We start from the raw sequence: 15,932 nt of genomic DNA on the forward strand, positions 1-15,932 counted from the left end.
GAAACGCCACCTCGACGGTTTAGAACCGTTCTCGCGCGAGCCGGCGCACTCACTGTCGGAGCAGGCTTTGCCGACGACGCGACATGCCCGCCCACACCGGTTCCGAGCATTGCACAAGCTTTGCCCGTTGATCGTTCCTCACGGGAAAATGCAGCACTGCACACCGCTTCGCCAAAGGGCTGCCCAGGCAGTGCAAAGCTTTCCAATTGTTTAGGATTCTCAGGCGATAGTGCTGTTTACACTCGAACTTGGCGTGTATTATACAAGCGTGCTGGAACCCTATGATTGGCCCATAATTCATAACTTTGGGCATGCGAGCCGATATGAAGACATCACGGCCGGTCCTCTGGATTCTGATCATCGCGGCTGTGGCCTCCGCTGGCTACTTTGGTTGGAAGAAATACGGCTCGCCCGAGAGCGGAAAATCCCAGACCGCCCAGAAGGGACCGCCGCGCCCGTCCGCCGTCCCCGTCAGCGTTTCACCGGTCCAGAAGGTCGACTTCCCGGTCTATCTGACCGGCCTCGGCACGGTTGCGGGCTTCAACACCGTGCAAGTCCGGAGTCGCGTCGACGGACAGATCGACAAGATCGCCTTCACTGAAGGCCGGATCGCCAAGGAAGGCGAGCTTCTGGCCTCGATCGATCCCCGCCCCTATCAAGCCGCGCTCGACCAGGCCAAGGCCAAGAAGGCCCAGGACGAAGCGAGTCTGGCCAACGCCAATCTCGAGCTGCAGCGCGCCACGAAGCTCGGCGAATTCGCCACTGCACAGCGGGTCGACACCCAGCGCTCCACCGTCGCCCAGCTCACCGCGCAGATCGCCGCCGACGAGGCCGCCATCTCCAACGCGCAGACCCAGCTCGACTATACCCAGATCAAGGCGCCGATCACCGGCGTCGCGGGCCTGCGCCTGGTCGACGTCGGCAACATCGTCAACGCCTCGACCCAGACCGGCATCGTCACGATCTCGCAAGTCGAGCCGATCTCGGTGATCTTCACCGCGCCGGAAGACCAGTTGCCCTATATCAGCGAGGGCCAGAAGGCCGGCGCGTTGAAGGTGATCGCGTTCACGACCGACGGGAAGAAGACGCTTGCCGAAGGCAAGCTTGCGGTCATCAACAACCAGGTCGACACCACCAGCGGGACTATTCGGCTCAAGGCGGTGTTCGACAACAAGGACCACGCGCTGTGGCCGGGCCAGTCGGTTTCGACCCGCCTTCTGGTGCGCACTCTGAAGGACGCGATCGTGGTTCCGGATGACGCGGTCCAGCATTCGACCAACGGCCTCTATGCCTACACGGTCAATCAGGACAACAAGGCCGAAGTGCACAAGATCAAGGTCAGCTACGCCATCGACGGTCGTTCAGTCGTCGATGAAGGGCTGACCCCGGGGCAGCAGGTGATCACCGGCGGCCAGTTCAAGGTGCAGCCCGGGAGCCTCGTCTCGACGGCCGTGGCGAGTTCGGATCCAAGCCAGAACAAGGTACGACAGGAATGAACGCGGGCGGGATTTCGGCACCTTTCATCCGTTATCCCATCGGCACTTCGCTGCTGATGGCCGGCATTCTCTTCGTCGGTCTCGTCGCCTACCCCCTGCTGCCGGTCGCGCCGCTGCCGCAGGTGGACTTCCCGACCATTCAGATCACCGCTAATTTGCCTGGCGGCAGTCCCGAGACGATGGCTTCGTCGGTGGCGCAGCCGCTGGAGCGGCAATTCGCCCAGATCCCCGGCATCGCCCAGATGACGTCGACGAGCTATCTCGGCACCGCGTCGATCACCATCCAGTTCGACCTCAACCGCAGCATCGACGGCGCCGCCAACGACGTGCAGGGCGCCATCAACGCCGCCAGCGGCCAACTGCCAAAGAATCTGCCGTCACCACCGACCTACCGCAAGGTCAACCCGGCCGACGCCCCGATCCTGCTGCTGTCGGCGACATCAGAGACGCTGCCTCTGACCAGCGTCAGTGACGCGGTCGATGCCCAGCTCGCCCAGCAGATCAGCCAGCTCTCGGGCGTCGCGCAAGTCTTCATCGGCGGCCAGCAGAAACCCTCCATCCGCATCCAGATCGACCCGGCGAAGCTCGTCGCCAAGGGCCTGTCGCTCGAGGACGTGCGCAGCCAGATCGCCATCACTACGGTCGACAGCCCCAAGGGCAACATCGACGGGCCGAAGCGCGCCTACACGATCTACGCCAACGACCAGCTCACCCAGTCCAAGGACTGGAACGACGTCATCATCGCGTATCGCAACGGCGGTCCCTTGCGCATCCGCGACATCGGCCAGGCGGTCAGCGGCGCTGAAGACGCCAAGCAGGCGGCCTGGGCCAACGGCAAGCGCGGCGTGTTCCTGGTGATCTTCAAGCAGCCGGGCGCCAATGTCATCGATACCGTCGACCGGATCAAGGCAACCCTGCCCCGGCTCGTCGCCGCGATCCCGCCCGCGATCAAGATCGAGGTGATCAGCGACCGCACAACGACCATCCGGGCCGCGGTCGAGGACGTCCAGTTCACGCTGCTGCTGACCATTGCCCTCGTGGTCATGGTCATCTTTATCTTCCTGCGCAGCTTCTGGGCGACAGTGATTCCCACCATCACGGTTCCGCTGGCGCTATTGGGCGCGTGCGCCCTGATGTGGGTCTGGGGTTATTCGCTCGACAATCTGTCGCTGATGGCGCTCACGATCGCGGTCGGATTCGTCGTCGACGACGCCATCGTGATGCTGGAAAACATCACGCGCTACATCGAGGAAGGCGAAACGCCGATGGCGGCGGCCTTCAAGGGCTCCAAGGAAATCGGCTTCACCATCGTCTCGATCAGCATCTCGCTGGTCGCGGTGCTGATCCCGCTGCTGCTAATGGGTGGCATCATCGGGCGCCTGTTCCGCGAATTCGCCGTCGTGCTGGCGATGACGATCTTCGTCTCGATGTTCGTGTCGCTGACGCTGACCCCGATGATGGCCTCGCGCTTCCTGCGCGCCCATGGCGAGGTGACCCACGGCAAGTTCTACCAGTGGAGCGAACGCGGTTTCGATGCGATGCTGCGCGGCTACGAACATGTGCTCGACCTTGCGCTGGCCTGGCGTCGTACCACGCTTACGATCTTCTTCCTCACGCTCGGGCTGTCGGTCTACCTGTTCATCCTGATCCCGAAGGGCTTCTTCCCGCAGCAGGACGTCGGCTTGATCACCGCGACCTCCGAAGCCTCCCAGGATATCTCGTTCAAGGAAATGGTGAGGCGTCAGGAACAGCTCGGCAAGGTCATCCTGGCCGACCCGGACGTTGCCAGCGTTGCCATGTCTATCGGCGGCAGCGGCCGCGCCGGCAACAACGGTAACCTTTTCATCACGCTCAAACCGCGCGACAAACGCGACGCCTCGGCCCAGCAGATCATCACAAGACTGCGCCCGCAATTCGACAAGATCGAGGGCGCCCGCCTCTACATGCAGGCCGCACAGGACGTCCGGCTCGGCGGCCGTCCGACCCGCACGCAATTCGAATTCACCTTGCAGGACGCCGATCTCGCCGAACTCAACGACTGGGCGCCAAAGATCCTCGCCAAGATGGCGACGCTGCCGGAGCTGCGCGATGTCGCCACCGACCAGCAGACCCAGGGCACCACGGTCCAGCTCAAGATCAACCGCGACACCGCGGCGCGCTACGGCATCCAGCCGCAGTTGATCGACGACACGCTGTATGACGCTTTCGGACAGCGACAGGTCACGCAATATTTCACCCAGCTCAACACCTACAAGGTGATCCTCGAGATTTTGCCGGAGATGCAGGGCAGCCTCGAGAGCCTGAACAAGCTCTATCTGCGCTCGCCGCTGACCGGCGACCAGGTCCCGCTGTCGACATTCGCGACCTGGAGCACCGATCCGGTCCGCCCGCTCTCGATCAGCCACCAGGGCCAGTTCCCGGCGATCACCATCAGCTTCAACCTCGCGCAGGGCGTCGCGCTGGGTCAGGCCACGGCGGCGGTGCAGAAGGCGATGGCCGATCTCGGCGCGCCGCCGACGCTCAATTCGAGCTTCCAGGGTACCGCGCAGGCGTTCCAGCAGTCGCTCGGCACCGTGCCGCTGCTGATCCTCGCCGCGCTGGTCGTGGTCTATCTGATCCTCGGCATTCTCTACGAGAGCTACATCCATCCGATCACGATTCTGTCGACCCTGCCCTCGGCCGGCGTCGGCGCGCTCGCGATCCTGATGGCGGCCGGCTTCGAGTTCAGCCTCATTGCCTTGATCGGAGTCATCTTGCTGATCGGCATCGTGAAGAAGAACGGCATCATGATGGTCGACTTCGCCATCGCCGCCGAACGCGACGAGCACAAGACGCCGGAGCAATCGATCCGCCAGGCCGCGCTGCTGCGCTTCCGACCCATCATGATGACGACGATGGCAGCCCTGCTCGGCGGCGTGCCGCTGATGCTCGGTCACGGCACCGGCGCCGAGATCCGCCAGCCGCTCGGCTACGCCATGGTCGGCGGCCTGATCGTCAGCCAGGCGCTGACGCTGTTCACGACGCCAGTCGTCTATCTCTATCTCGACGAGCTCAACAACTGGTTCTCGGGCTGGGGCCGTTCGGGTGACGGCGAAGGCCATGAAACGGCCGAGCACGGCACCGTCAAGGAAGCCGCCGAGTAGGCTTGCACCGCGGCGGCCGCGACGCTACAGCGAGGCCCCCGGTCACGCCAACGCGGTTTCGCCATGCCCATGCAATCCCGACTTGTCGCCCTTGCCGCTGCACTGCTGTTATCGACGAGCGCGGCATATGCCCAGCAGGGCGGCGCCAGGAAGAATGCGGCGCCTGCCGCACAGCCCGCACCAGCTCCGACGCAGCCGCAGGCTGACGGTGCTCCGGCGCAGCAGGCCGGCTGGGTTGCACGTTGCACCAGCGCCAGCCGCGACGCGCCGCTCGAATGCGCGATCGAGCAGAACGCGGTGCTGACCAAGACCGGCCAGACCATCGTCCTGATCAACATCCGCATCGCGCCCGACACCCGCACGCCGGTGGCGCTGCTGCAATTGCCGCTCGGCCTCAACCTGCCCGTGGGCGCCAAGCTTCAGGTCGACGAGGGCAAGACGGTCGACCTCCAGATCCAGACCTGCGAGAACCGCGGCTGCTACGCCTCGACGCCGATTGCCCCGGACCTGCTCGCGAGCCTGAAGTCAGGCAAGCAGTTGAAGGTCTCCTTCCAGAACATGGCCAAGGAGACCATCGCGATCCCGATGCCGCTGGGCGATTTCGCGGCCGCCTACGACAAGATCAAGTAACGCCCTTCGTCTCTACTGCCGCGCCATCTGTGCGTTGCCGACGGCCTCGCCGTCGAGCTTCTGGTCGTTGTGCATGGTGACGGTGACGCGCAGCAGTCGTCCGTCAAATTCGAACGGCGCCTCGTAATGCGACACCGGGCTGCCGCGATCGCGGCCGATGTCGAGGCCAGACCACGAGATCAGCGTGTGGAAGCCGAGCTGGGTCTGCAGCGATCCCGCCGGCTCGCCGTCGATCAGCAGCGTGTACTCGGTGACGCCGGTGCGCGAGCCCTTCGCCGGAGCCTCCTTGCGCACGAGGCGCTCGACATGCACGCCAAGCCGCCGCGCAGCTGACGGCACTTTCCGGTCCGACCGAACGATCTGATGGTTGCCGCCGATGTTGAGATCGTGCACCAGATGGCCGTCCCTGACGTAGAGGCTGTAGCCCGACGTCGCATCGCCATGCGAGATCAGCACGCCGTCCGCGCCCGTCCCGCCGATCTCGACATGCGCCTCGATCGTGTAGCTGCGGCTGCGCACGTCGGGGGCGACGTCGGTCGGCACATGGCCCATGCCGGCGTGGAAGACGAAATGATGCCGCGCACCGTGGAAGCGCGCGGCGTTTTCGGCAAAGCGCGGCCCGAAGCGGTCGTCGAGCGGCAGCACGTTGCGCGTCTCGGCCTCCGCCCACCATTTCGCGATCATCGCGGCCAGACGCTCCGGCTCTTTCGCCGCAAGGTCATTGGTCTCGGAGAAGTCCTCGTCGAGATGGAACAGCTCCCATTTGTCGCTCTCGAACGGCGTGCCCGACGGATGGAACGCGACGGCCTTCCACCCGCCGTGCCAGAGACCGCGATGGCCGAACATCTCGAAATATTGCGGCGAGCTTTTCGAGGGCGCTGACGCGTCCGCGATCGAGCGCGCAAAGCTCTCGCCTTCCAGCGGCATCTGCCGGCAGCCCGCGATCTCGGCGGGCGCCGCGATGCCGATCAAGTCCAGCAGCGTCGGCGTGAGGTCGCAGGCATGGACGAACTGGTGCCGCAGCTCGCCTCGACCTGTGATCTTCCTCGGCCAGTTGATCACGAAGGGATCGCGGATGCCGCCGCCATGGGTGTTCTGCTTGTAGCGCCGCAGCGGCGTGTTCGAGGCCATGGCCCAGCCATGCGGAAAATTGCTGTGCGTGTCGGGCCCGCCGATGTCGTCGATCCGGGCAAGCTTCTCCGCGAGCGGCTCCGGCTTGAAGTTGAACGGCCCCATCGCGTTGACGAAGCCGAGCGGTCCGCCCTCCTGGCTCGCGCCGTTGTCGGACATCACGATGATGACGGTGTTGTCGCGGATGCCGGCCGTCTCCAGGAACGCGATCAGCCGCGCCAGATGCCGGTCGGAATGGTCGAGCATGCCGGCGAAAGCCGCCTGCAGGCGCGTGAAAATCCGGCGCTCGTCGGCCGAATGCTCCTCCCAGGCCTTCACCCCGTCATTGCGCGCCGGCATCCGCGTGTCCTGAGGCACCAGCCCCATCGCCTTCTGCCGCGCGAGCCGCTGCTCGCGCTCGACGTCCCAGCCATGCGCAAAGGCGGCATCATAGCTGCGGATGATATCCATCGGCGCCTGGTGCGGCGCATGGCAGGCGCCGAGCGCGACCCAGGTCAGCCAGGGAACATCAGGGCGATCGGCGACATGATCGCCGATGAAGCGGATCGACTGGTCGATCAGATCCTCGGTCAGATGATAGCCGTCGGCGTAGCTGCCCGGCGGATCGATATGCGTGTTGTCCGAGACGAGCTCCGGCGCATATTGGTCGGTCTCCGCATCCAGGAAGCCATAGAAGCGATCGAAGCCGCGCCCCAGCGGCCAGCCGTCGAACGGACCGGTGGCGCCGCTCTCGGTCAGCGGCGTGACATGCCATTTGCCGACCATATAGTTGCGATAGCCGTGCACGCGCAGCATCTCCGCGAGCGTCCCCGCCTCGCGCGCGATCTTGCCGCGGTAGCCGGGATAACCGGAATCGAAATTGGCGAGGCACCCGACGCCGACCGAATGATGATTGCGGCCGGTGAGCAGCGCCGCACGCGTCGTCGAGCACATCGCCGTGGTGTGGAAACCGCTGTAGCGCAAGCCTTCCGCGGCGAGCCTGTCGATGGTCGGCGTCCTGATCGCCGAGCCGTAGCAGCCGAAATCGGAGAAGCCGACGTCGTCGAACAGCACGACCAGAATGTTCGGCGCGCCCTTGGGCGGCCTCGCCGCTTCCGGCCACCAGGGCTTTGACTCTGCAATCGTCTTGCCGACGGTGCCGCGAAACGGCGTGCCGTTGCCTGCGCTCATCCGATCCTCCCCTATTTGGTGGCGTGAGCCGCCACGGTTGACCCGGGGCCCAGTCCCACCTAAATTATAATCCGAATTATGATTATGATTTAAGCCGGATGCAAGCACGGATGCGACCAACGCCGGACGAGCCTCGCGACTTCGACCTCCCGGGTGTCGCCCCGTCGCGGCAGAAGCGCAGCCGCGAGACTACGCTGGCGCTGCTCCGCGCCGGCGCCGACATGCTGCGGACGCGCAGCCTTGCCGAACTCTCGATCGAGGCGCTCTGCACTGAAGTGGGCGCCACTGTCGGCGCCTTCTACAGCCGTTTCGAGAGCAAGGAGGCCTATTTCAACGCGCTGATGGCGCTAGCCGCACGCGACGGCGAGCAGCGGCTCCAGGAGATCAGGCGGCCGTCATCTGACACGGCTCTCGACACGCTCTGCACGATCATCGTCAGCGGCATCATCGCCTGGATGCGCAACCACGAGGGCGTGCTCCGCGCCGCGCTTCAGCACGATGACACTCGCCCGGACACATGGTCGCCGTTCAAGGCGCTCGCGAAAGCAACCACGATGCGCGCCACCCCTCTCCTGCTCCCGGCCATGCGCAAGGGCCGCAAGGCCGCCAAGACCCGCGCCATCGCCTTCGGCTTTCAGGTCGTGCTGGGCACGCTGGTGAATGCGATCCTCAACGATCCCGGCCCGCTGTCGCTTTCGGCGAAAGAGATGGAGACGCGGCTCGCCGGCTGCCTGCTGCTGCTGCTGCTTCAGGCGGAGGCCGGTCACCCCACCCCGAGGTAGGCCTTCTGCACTTGCGGATCCTCCGCGAGCGCCGCGGCCGTGCCGGACAGCACGCTCTTGCCGACCTGCAACACCGTCGCAAAGTCGGAGACTTCCAGCGCCAGCTCGATCGACTGCTCGGCGAGCAGGATGGTCAGGCCCTCGCGATGCAGACGGCCAAAGGTTTCGTACATGGACTCGACCACCGCCGGCGCGAGGCCGAGCGAGGGCTCGTCCAGCATCAGCAGCTTTGGATCACTCATCAGCGCGCGGCCGACCGCGAGCATCTGCCGCTCGCCGCCGGACATTGTGCCGGCGCGCTGGTTGCGTCGCTCCTTCAGGCGCGGGAAGAACTCGTAGACCCGTTCGAGCAATACTGCCTGGCGCGATTTGTCGTGCAGCGGCGTGGCGCCAAGAATCAAATTGTTCTCGACGCTCTGCTGCACGAACAGCCGCCAGCCCTCCGGCGACAGCGCCAGTCCCTTGCGCACGATCGTGAACGCCTTTTGCCCGGCGATGTCCTCGCCGCGAAAGCTGATCGATCCCGAATGCACGGGAATGAGCCCGGCGATCGCATTCAGCGTCGTGGTCTTGCCGCCGCCATTGGAGCCGAGCAGCGCGACGACGCTGCCCTCCGGCACCTCCAGCGACACGTCGGAGACGCCGATGAGGTCGCCATAGCGCACCTCGAGGTGCTCGATCCGCAGCAGCGCTCCGCTCATAGGTCGGGCCCGCCCATCAGTTCGACCGGCGTATGGCCCGCGGCCGCTTTGGCCGCGCGCTTGCCGAGATAGGCCTCGATCACGGCCGGGTTGGAGGTAACGTCGCGCGGGCTGCCGCGGGCGATCTCCTTGCCCTGGTGGAACACCATCACGCGGCTCGCCAGCGACATGATCACTTCCATGATGTGCTCGACGATCACGAGCGTGATGCCGGAGCGGTGAATGTCACGAACGAGATCGATCGCGAGCTTTACTTCATGCGCGTTGAGCCCCGCCATGGCCTCGTCGAGCAGCAGCACTTTCGGCTCGGTCGCCAGCGCGCGCGCGATCTCCAGCCGCTTGCGGCCGGGCGTGCCGAGCGAGCGCGCCGGCGCATCCGCGAGCCTGATCATGCCGACACGCTCGAGCACGGCGCGGGCCTTCGTCTCGGCCTCCTTGCGATGCGAGGTGCGGAGGAACGCGCCGATCATGACGTTCTCCAGAACCGTCATGCCCTCGAAAGTCTGCGGCACTTGGAAGGTGCGGGCAAGCCCGAGGCCGGCGCGCTGCTCCGGCGTGAAGTCGGTGATGTCTTTCCCTTCGAACAGCACGCGGCCCGAAGTCGCCTGGAGGTCGCCGGTGAGGCAGTTGAAGAAGGTGGATTTTCCGGCGCCGTTCGGCCCGATCAGACCGAGAATGTCGCCCTGCTCCAGCGTCGCGGAGGCATTGTCCACCGCCTTGAAGCTGCCGAACGCCTTCGTGATCCCGCGTGCCTCAAGGAGCATGGCCGGCTCCCGTGTCGGTATTCGGTTTGCTGCGGCGCGTGAACAGAGCGAGCAAGCCCCCCGGCTGGAAGCGCGCGATCAGCACGATGATCGCGCCATAAAGCACGAAGGTCAGCCCGGCGCCCTTGCCGCCGAGCCAGCTGTTGGAGATCTCCTCCAGCGGCACCAGGATCGCGGCTCCCACCAAGGGCCCAAACAGCAGCCCTGCCCCGCCCAGCGCCGCCATGATCAGGATTTTCACCGAGATCAGGATGCCGAGCCCGGACTCGGGATCGACGAAGCCGAACATCATCGCATAGAGCGCGCCGGCGACACTCGTGAGCGCCGCGCTCAGCATGTAGGCGTAGAGTTTCGTGCGTGCTGCCGGCGCGCCCAGCGAACGCGCGGCCCGCTCGGAATCCTTGATCGCGCGCAGGTAAAATCCCATCCGGCTGTTGGTCATCCACCAGGTGACGAGCAACGTGATCACGAGCACCGCGAGAAAGAGATAGTAGTACGGCAGCGACGACAGGAACGAGAGATCGAAGACGTTGCGCGGAACGGTCGGACCAGAGAGGCCAACAGCTGCGCCTAACCATTCGGTATTGGTCACAATCAACCGCACCGTCTCGGCCACCGCGATGGTCGCCATGCTGAAATAGTGACCTGACAGCCGCAGCGTCGGCACGCCGATGATCGCGGCGAGCCCGACCGCCAGCACGATGCCGCCGGGGATGCCGAACAGCGGCGACAGACCGAATTTGGCGTAGGAGGCCATCGCGGCATAGGCGCCGCAGCCGAAGAACACGACATGGCCGACCGACACCTGTCCGGCATAGCCGCCGACGATATTCCAGGCAGAGGCCGCGATGGCATAGAGCAGCACCAGCGCACCGAGGCGCTGCTGGAACGGCGAGGACATCAGCAGCGGATAGGCGATCGCACAGGCAGCGACGACTGAGAGCCAGATCAGGCGCCGCATTACAGCTTCCCCATCAGGATTTACCCATCAAGCCTTGCGGCCGGAACCAGAGGAAGAGCAGGAACAGGACATAGACGACGATGTCCTTGTAGACCGCGCCGATCAGATAGCCGGACAGCGACTCGATCACCCCGATCAACAGGCCCGCCACGAGTGCGCCCGGCACGCTGCCGAAACCGCCGAGCGAGACCGTGACAAAGGCGACGATGCCGAGCGTCTCGCCGACCGTCGGTACGATGTAGAAGAAGTTCGCGATCAGAGCGCCGGCAAGACCGGTGGCGCCGGCCGCGATGCCCCAGGCGATCGCCTGCATGGTGTCGGGCCGGATGCCCATCAGCTGCGCCGCGGTCTGATCCTCCGCCACCGCCAGCATCTTCGAGCCGAGCGAGGTGCGCGTCAGGAGCAGATGCAGGCCCAATGTTACCAGCAGCGCGACCACGCCGGCCAGCAGCCGCGAGGCCTCGATGCGCAGGCCGGCGAACGCGTAGGTGCCGCCGACGATGTTCGGCGGCATCGACAGGAAGTTGGCGCCGAACCACCAGAACACCGAATAGCGCAGCAGCAGCGCGAGCCCGAAGGTGCCGAGGATCTGGGCCAGCATCGGCCCCTTCATGATGTCGCGGATCAGGGCGAAATAGACCACGACGCCGACGGTCGCGAGCACCAGCGTCGCCAGCGGTGCGCCGAGGAGCGGCCCTCCCCCCACCAGGGTGTAGACGACATAGGCGACGTACATGCCGAGCATGACGAAATCGCCATGCGCGAAATTGACGATGTTCATCATGCCCCACACCAGCGTGAGGCCCGAGGAAAACAGGGCGTAGACGGCGCCAAGCAGAAGCCCGCCGACGATCACCTGCACGAGGACAAAGGACATGAGCTGCGTTGCTCTGATCAAATCACGTAAGGAAAAGGCGGGACGCGCGGTCCCGCCCTCAAGCAACCTCACCAGCCCTTGTAGGGCAGCATCGGCGCCTTTTCGGCGTTGGTCTTCGGCCACACCGAGACGTAGTTCTCGCCATCCTGGAGCTGGATGATAGCGCCGGAGGCGAGGACGTTCTGGCCCTTGTCGTCGAACTTCACGCCCTTGTAGCCGATCATCAGTTGCTCGGGCTTCAGGTCTGTCGCCTTCAGCGCGGCCTGGATCTTGGCAGGTTCGATCGACCCGGCGCGGTCAATCGCTTCGGCCAGCACGAAGAAGCCCTGCATCTGCCGGGCGACCGTGTCGTCCATCTCCTCGCCGCTCTTCTTCTTGTACATGTCGGCGATAACAGCGGATGCTGAACCCGACGGGCCGACGACCCAGGACGAGCGGTTGAAGACGCCCTGCGAGATCTTGCCAACTGCCTTGGTGAAGGAAGGATCGGAGTAGCCGGCATCGTCGGCCAGCAGCACTGCCGGCTTGTAGTCCAGCGACTGCATGGTCTTGGCGAACAGGATCGCGTCCGAGGTGTAGCTGATCATGATGACGACGTCCGGCTTCTTGTCCTTGAGCTGGAGCACCTGCCCCTGGACGTCGGTCGCGTTGACGGGATAAGCGACGTCGAGCGCGATCGGCTGGCCTTTCTCCTTGAAAGCGCCGGCAATCGTGTTCGCGACCGAGGAGCCGTATTCGGTGTTGTCGTGAACCAGCGCGACGCTGTCGGTCTTGGCGCCCCGCGCCTTGATGTCGGCGAGGAAGTCGACATAGATCCTGGCGAAGTCGGTGGCGATCGGCGTGGTGCGGAAGAACCATTTGAAGCCGCGCTCGGTGAGATTGGCGGCGACCGATTCGGAGTTCAGGAAGGGAACGCCGTATTTCTCGGCGATCGCGCTCGTGGTCAGCGTGACTCCGGACTGATAGGAGCCGAACAATGCGGCCACTTTATCTTCCGTGATCAGACGCAGCGCCTGGTTCTGGCCGGTTGCCGGATTGCCCTGGTTGTCGGCGATGATCACTTCGACCTTGGCACCGCCGAGGCCGGCGAGGCCTGCGTTCTTCGCCAGCGGGAAATTGCCGAGTTCGAGATGCGCGTTGTTGATGATATCGGTGGCGACATCGAGCGCCGCCTTGGCATGCGCGCCGATCGAGGCGGTGCCGCCGGACATCGGCAGGATCACGCCGATCTTGACGACCTTGTCTTGCGCGTCCGCGTTTGGGCCGAGTGCAAGGGACATCGCGGCCGCGCAAAGCAGCCCGGTGACGTGCTTCAAATTCATGAAATCAGACCTCCCAAAGGGTTTCCCCGACCAAGGTTTTTTGGAAGCTGTGGCTGGCGCCCGCTTCCGCTTGTTTATGCCTGGCTGACCCTAGGATGGCATGCCATCCGGATACCGGCAAGGTGAAACGGACTTGCGCAATGCTGCATAAGGAAGCAGCGAACGCGGCGCCATGTGCGGTGGTTCAATCTGGCGTCGCCTGGTGGACGAAGGACAACTGCGACGGCTACGAGATCTTGCGTTGCCCGACGGGCAAAACACCCAAGACACCGGTCAACCCGCGCCACCAAAAATATTCGCCTTTACAGAATTTCGGAATAGGCGGATATTGCGCGCACTCCGGCCCAAGGAAGAGGGGCGTATCGCGATCGTCACGAACGCGGGCCGGACGGCGGTGGACGTGGGCCACACTGGTGCGACGGTGATCGCAGGGCGGGAAACCGTGAGCGACGCACATCGCACGCACGACCGGTGTGATCTGCGTACGGCAAAATCGTGTGGTCCTGACGCCCGGGGTCTGTGCGCCAAGTCTTGCGGTGATGAAGCGGCCAACCGGTGCGCGCATCAGCCATCTGCAAGGCGACGGGGGCAATAGTGCATCGCTCCCCGAGGAGAGCGCGACATAAGCCGTAAAACCACTGCGCAGGGAAGGCCGGATGTTTGGCTTCACCTGTATGCCGCTGTGCAAATTCTTGTTGCCACCTTTCGCACAGTGGACCGTGGGTGCCCGGCCGGCACCCGGTCTTCCCTGCGCCCTCCTTCATTTGAGGGTGAGACGACCAGGCAAAGCTGGGCGAAACACGCCGCGAGGATGCGAAGCTGTGTCTGCAATGACGAGGATGATGCAGTTGCGCGCGAAGACTCAGGTCTCGGGCCCCGGACGCAGTGCAGCGCTACTTCAGCGGTGCGCTGCAGCGCGTCCGGGACACGAGCGAAACAGATGCCCCGTCAACCGACGACGTCGCTCGCCTGCAGCAGCGTGGTGAAGCCGCCATAGACCATCCGCTTGCCGTCGAAGGGCATGTCGGCGCCATGGAACTGCGGGTCCGCCATCACCTTCTTGTTGACGGCATCGCGGGTCTGCCGATCGCGGTAGACGATCCAGGAGAACACCACGACCTCATCCTCCTTCGCGATCACCGCGCGCGGGAACGACGTCAGTTCGCCATAGGGCACGTCGTCACCGATACATTCGACGTAGTCGAGTGCGCCGTGCGCCATCCACACCGCGCAGGCCTTTCGCGCCAGCACCTTGTAGGCCTCGATCTTGTCCCTGGGCACGGCGAGCACGAAGCCATCGACATAGGGCATCACGGATCTCCTTGAGGGTACACGCCCCAAGGACGAAGCGGCCGACGGCGATCCGACCGGCACATGCGCATTTCAGGTGAGGCAAACCGCCGCGAGTTGCGCCCGCCGAGCCGGGGCCTGGTCGCCGGCCACGAGGTCAATTTGAGCCTGGAGGAGCGCCCGGAATTGGCTGGGGAACCTGGATTCGAACCAAGACAAACAGAGTCAGAGTCTGTTGTGCTACCGTTACACCATTCCCCAACGGAATAGCCGAACAAATTCAATGACTTATCGATCTGTCCGGCTGTGGCCGGAAGCGCGTTTGGGCGCAAATCACGGCTCAGGCGTGCCAGCGTTCTACCCGCTCGTCCCGGGGCTGGCAAGCGCTGCGGTGCACGGAGCTGTTGACCCGACTGTGGGCCTGGGGACGCGCTTATTCCGGCGCGAGCGTCGCGAGCCCGGCTTCGATGATGGTGATCTCCTCGCTGACCTGCGCGATGGCCTGCCTCGGATCGACGCCGGTCACCGATACCAGTTGCCGCAGCAGGTCCTGCCGATGCGTCAGGATCTCGTGGAGCGCATCGCGATCGTTCAGCCGCACATATCCTTCGACGATCAATTCAACGGAACGAGACATTGGGCTCTCAAAACATGGGTTACTGTTCAGGCACCCAAACTATCGCGATCGGCGCCCCCGTGTGAGCACGATGTCCCGTCAACCTTGACCGGTAAGGCTAACGCGCGCGCCATGGACCTCGACTAGATCACGATGTGGTCGAAGTCGGCGGCGATCCGCGTGTGCGGAAAGATCCTTGCCGCCTCGGCCAGGACCTCGTCATCCTGATAGCGTCCCGACATATGGACCAGCACGAGCTGTTTGACGCTGTTTGCCGCAGCAAACGAGGCGGCCTCGGTTGCCGTGAGATGACCGTAGTCCCGCGCGGTCGACGCGTCGCGATCGAGGAACGTCGCCTCGATCACCAGCAGATCGGCGCCGGCGACATATCTGGACAGCCCATCGCTGGTCTCGGTGTCGCCGATCACGACGAGCTTCCTGCCGCCGCGCGGCGGCCCCAGCACGTCCTCCGGATCGATCGTTCGACCTGCGATCACGATCGGCCGCCCTGCAGCCAGCTCTCCGCGCATCGGACCGTCAGGGACGCCGAGCACCGCGAGGCGGTCGGACAGGAGATGGCGACGTGCGGGGCTCTGGAACACGAAGCCAAAGCTGTCGGTGTCGCGGTGGCGGACAGCAAAGCAGTCGACGGTAAACTCCCCGGCGTCGACGACCTGTCCTTTAGTCAACGGAACGAACTCAACCGGGATCGGCGCCCTGCCCGCGCCCCACAGGCCCGCGAGCATGCGGGCGACGACATCCAGCGTGCCAGCGCCGGCGTGAATGGTCATCACTTCGGCGCTCCGCCGCAGGCCCAGTGTTGAAAACAGGCCGGGGATGCCGAGCACGTGATCGAGGTGACCATGGGTCAGCAGGATGCGATCAAGTCGCCCAAAGCCGGCGCCGCTCCGCAGCAACTGGCGTTGCGTGCCCTCGCCGCAATCGACCAGGATGCGCTTGCCTGCGGCTTCAACGAGGAGGGCCGGATGGTTTCGTTCTGCCGAGGGAACGCTGGCCGAGGTCCCGAGAAATGTCAGGGCGAACATGAT

At 64.6% G+C, this 15,932-nt stretch carries 13 protein-coding genes and 1 tRNA gene; 4 read left to right on the plus strand and 10 right to left on the minus strand.

The window, feature by feature from the left end; genetic code table 11:
- Positions 1 to 323: 323 nt before the first annotated feature.
- From WHZ77_RS20185 to WHZ77_RS20195, 3 genes are all read left to right on the plus strand, one after another.
- Entirely contained in the window at positions 324 to 1,496 is a 1,173-nt protein-coding gene (locus WHZ77_RS20185; RefSeq protein WP_375309538.1) for an efflux RND transporter periplasmic adaptor subunit, read from the plus strand.
- The gene (locus WHZ77_RS20190) at positions 1,493 to 4,639 is read left to right on the plus strand and encodes an efflux RND transporter permease subunit (RefSeq protein WP_375309539.1); all 3,147 of its coding nucleotides are present in this window, start codon (positions 1,493 to 1,495) and stop codon (positions 4,637 to 4,639) included. The genes WHZ77_RS20185 and WHZ77_RS20190 overlap by 4 nt, the downstream gene beginning before the upstream one ends.
- A gap of 63 nt (positions 4,640 to 4,702) precedes the next feature.
- The gene (locus WHZ77_RS20195; protein WP_375309540.1) at positions 4,703 to 5,269 is read left to right on the plus strand and encodes an invasion associated locus B family protein; all 567 of its coding nucleotides are present in this window, start codon (positions 4,703 to 4,705) and stop codon (positions 5,267 to 5,269) included.
- A 12-nt stretch (positions 5,270 to 5,281) separates the two neighbouring features.
- Here the strand turns inward: WHZ77_RS20195 and WHZ77_RS20200 are convergent, their stop codons facing one another.
- Positions 5,282 to 7,570, minus strand: a complete 2,289-nt coding sequence (locus tag WHZ77_RS20200; RefSeq protein ID WP_375309541.1) for an arylsulfatase — start codon at positions 7,568 to 7,570, stop codon at positions 5,282 to 5,284.
- A gap of 110 nt (positions 7,571 to 7,680) precedes the next feature.
- On the opposite strand from WHZ77_RS20200, the gene WHZ77_RS20205 reads away from it, so the two are divergent.
- On the plus strand, positions 7,681 to 8,352 hold the full coding sequence (locus WHZ77_RS20205) for a TetR/AcrR family transcriptional regulator (RefSeq protein ID WP_375309542.1): 672 nt from the start codon (positions 7,681 to 7,683) through the stop codon (positions 8,350 to 8,352).
- Here WHZ77_RS20205 and WHZ77_RS20210 read toward each other — a convergent pair.
- From WHZ77_RS20210 to rnz, 9 genes are all read right to left on the minus strand, one after another.
- The gene (locus WHZ77_RS20210; RefSeq protein WP_375309543.1) at positions 8,334 to 9,053 is read right to left on the minus strand and encodes an ABC transporter ATP-binding protein; all 720 of its coding nucleotides are present in this window, start codon (positions 9,051 to 9,053) and stop codon (positions 8,334 to 8,336) included. The two genes, WHZ77_RS20205 and WHZ77_RS20210, sit on opposite strands and share 19 nt — an antisense overlap.
- Positions 9,050 to 9,817 carry an ABC transporter ATP-binding protein gene (locus tag WHZ77_RS20215; RefSeq protein WP_375309544.1) on the minus strand — a complete coding sequence of 256 codons (768 nt, stop codon included), beginning with the start codon at positions 9,815 to 9,817 and terminating at the stop codon, positions 9,050 to 9,052. Before WHZ77_RS20215 ends, WHZ77_RS20210 begins: the two co-directional genes overlap by 4 nt.
- Positions 9,807 to 10,778: a branched-chain amino acid ABC transporter permease gene (locus WHZ77_RS20220; RefSeq protein WP_375309545.1), complete on the minus strand. Its 972-nt coding sequence runs from the start codon at positions 10,776 to 10,778 to the stop codon at positions 9,807 to 9,809. Before WHZ77_RS20220 ends, WHZ77_RS20215 begins: the two co-directional genes overlap by 11 nt.
- Before the next feature lie 13 nt (positions 10,779 to 10,791).
- Complete coding sequence (locus tag WHZ77_RS20225; RefSeq protein ID WP_375309546.1) at positions 10,792 to 11,655, minus strand: branched-chain amino acid ABC transporter permease; 864 nt, start codon at positions 11,653 to 11,655, stop codon at positions 10,792 to 10,794.
- A 68-nt stretch (positions 11,656 to 11,723) separates the two neighbouring features.
- Entirely contained in the window at positions 11,724 to 12,977 is a 1,254-nt protein-coding gene (locus WHZ77_RS20230; protein ID WP_375309547.1) for an ABC transporter substrate-binding protein, read from the minus strand.
- 948 nt (positions 12,978 to 13,925) lie between these two features.
- On the minus strand, positions 13,926 to 14,288 hold the full coding sequence (locus WHZ77_RS20235; protein WP_375309548.1) for a DUF1428 domain-containing protein: 363 nt from the start codon (positions 14,286 to 14,288) through the stop codon (positions 13,926 to 13,928).
- Positions 14,289 to 14,454: 166 nt separating this feature from the next.
- Positions 14,455 to 14,528, minus strand: a tRNA-Gln gene (locus WHZ77_RS20240).
- Between the two features lie 172 nt (positions 14,529 to 14,700).
- The gene (locus WHZ77_RS20245; RefSeq protein ID WP_375309549.1) at positions 14,701 to 14,904 is read right to left on the minus strand and encodes a hypothetical protein; all 204 of its coding nucleotides are present in this window, start codon (positions 14,902 to 14,904) and stop codon (positions 14,701 to 14,703) included.
- A 122-nt stretch (positions 14,905 to 15,026) separates the two neighbouring features.
- Positions 15,027 to 15,929 (minus strand): ribonuclease Z, encoded by a 903-nt coding sequence (gene rnz / locus WHZ77_RS20250; RefSeq protein ID WP_375309550.1) that lies wholly within the window; start codon positions 15,927 to 15,929, stop codon positions 15,027 to 15,029.
- Positions 15,930 to 15,932 lie beyond the last annotated feature (3 nt).

The organism is Bradyrhizobium sp. A5 (assembly GCF_042076515.1).
Taxonomy (GTDB): Bacteria; Pseudomonadota; Alphaproteobacteria; order Rhizobiales; family Xanthobacteraceae; genus Bradyrhizobium; species Bradyrhizobium cosmicum.

Coding starts and splice junctions, on each gene's coding strand:
- WHZ77_RS20190 (WP_375309539.1), top strand. CDS start 1,493: ATGAACGCGGGCGGGATTTCGGCACCTTTCATCCGTTATCCCATCGGC.
- rnz (WP_375309550.1), bottom strand. CDS start 15,929: ATGTTCGCCCTGACATTTCTCGGGACCTCGGCCAGCGTTCCCTCGGCA.
- WHZ77_RS20235 (WP_375309548.1), bottom strand. CDS start 14,288: ATGCCCTATGTCGATGGCTTCGTGCTCGCCGTGCCCAGGGACAAGATC.
- WHZ77_RS20215 (WP_375309544.1), bottom strand. CDS start 9,817: ATGCTCCTTGAGGCACGCGGGATCACGAAGGCGTTCGGCAGCTTCAAG.
- WHZ77_RS20225 (WP_375309546.1), bottom strand. CDS start 11,655: ATGTCCTTTGTCCTCGTGCAGGTGATCGTCGGCGGGCTTCTGCTTGGC.
- WHZ77_RS20185 (WP_375309538.1), top strand. CDS start 324: ATGAAGACATCACGGCCGGTCCTCTGGATTCTGATCATCGCGGCTGTG.
- WHZ77_RS20230 (WP_375309547.1), bottom strand. CDS start 12,977: ATGAATTTGAAGCACGTCACCGGGCTGCTTTGCGCGGCCGCGATGTCC.
- WHZ77_RS20210 (WP_375309543.1), bottom strand. CDS start 9,053: ATGAGCGGAGCGCTGCTGCGGATCGAGCACCTCGAGGTGCGCTATGGC.
- WHZ77_RS20220 (WP_375309545.1), bottom strand. CDS start 10,778: ATGCGGCGCCTGATCTGGCTCTCAGTCGTCGCTGCCTGTGCGATCGCC.
- WHZ77_RS20195 (WP_375309540.1), top strand. CDS start 4,703: ATGCCCATGCAATCCCGACTTGTCGCCCTTGCCGCTGCACTGCTGTTA.
- WHZ77_RS20245 (WP_375309549.1), bottom strand. CDS start 14,904: ATGTCTCGTTCCGTTGAATTGATCGTCGAAGGATATGTGCGGCTGAAC.
- WHZ77_RS20205 (WP_375309542.1), top strand. CDS start 7,681: ATGCGACCAACGCCGGACGAGCCTCGCGACTTCGACCTCCCGGGTGTC.
- WHZ77_RS20200 (WP_375309541.1), bottom strand. CDS start 7,570: ATGAGCGCAGGCAACGGCACGCCGTTTCGCGGCACCGTCGGCAAGACG.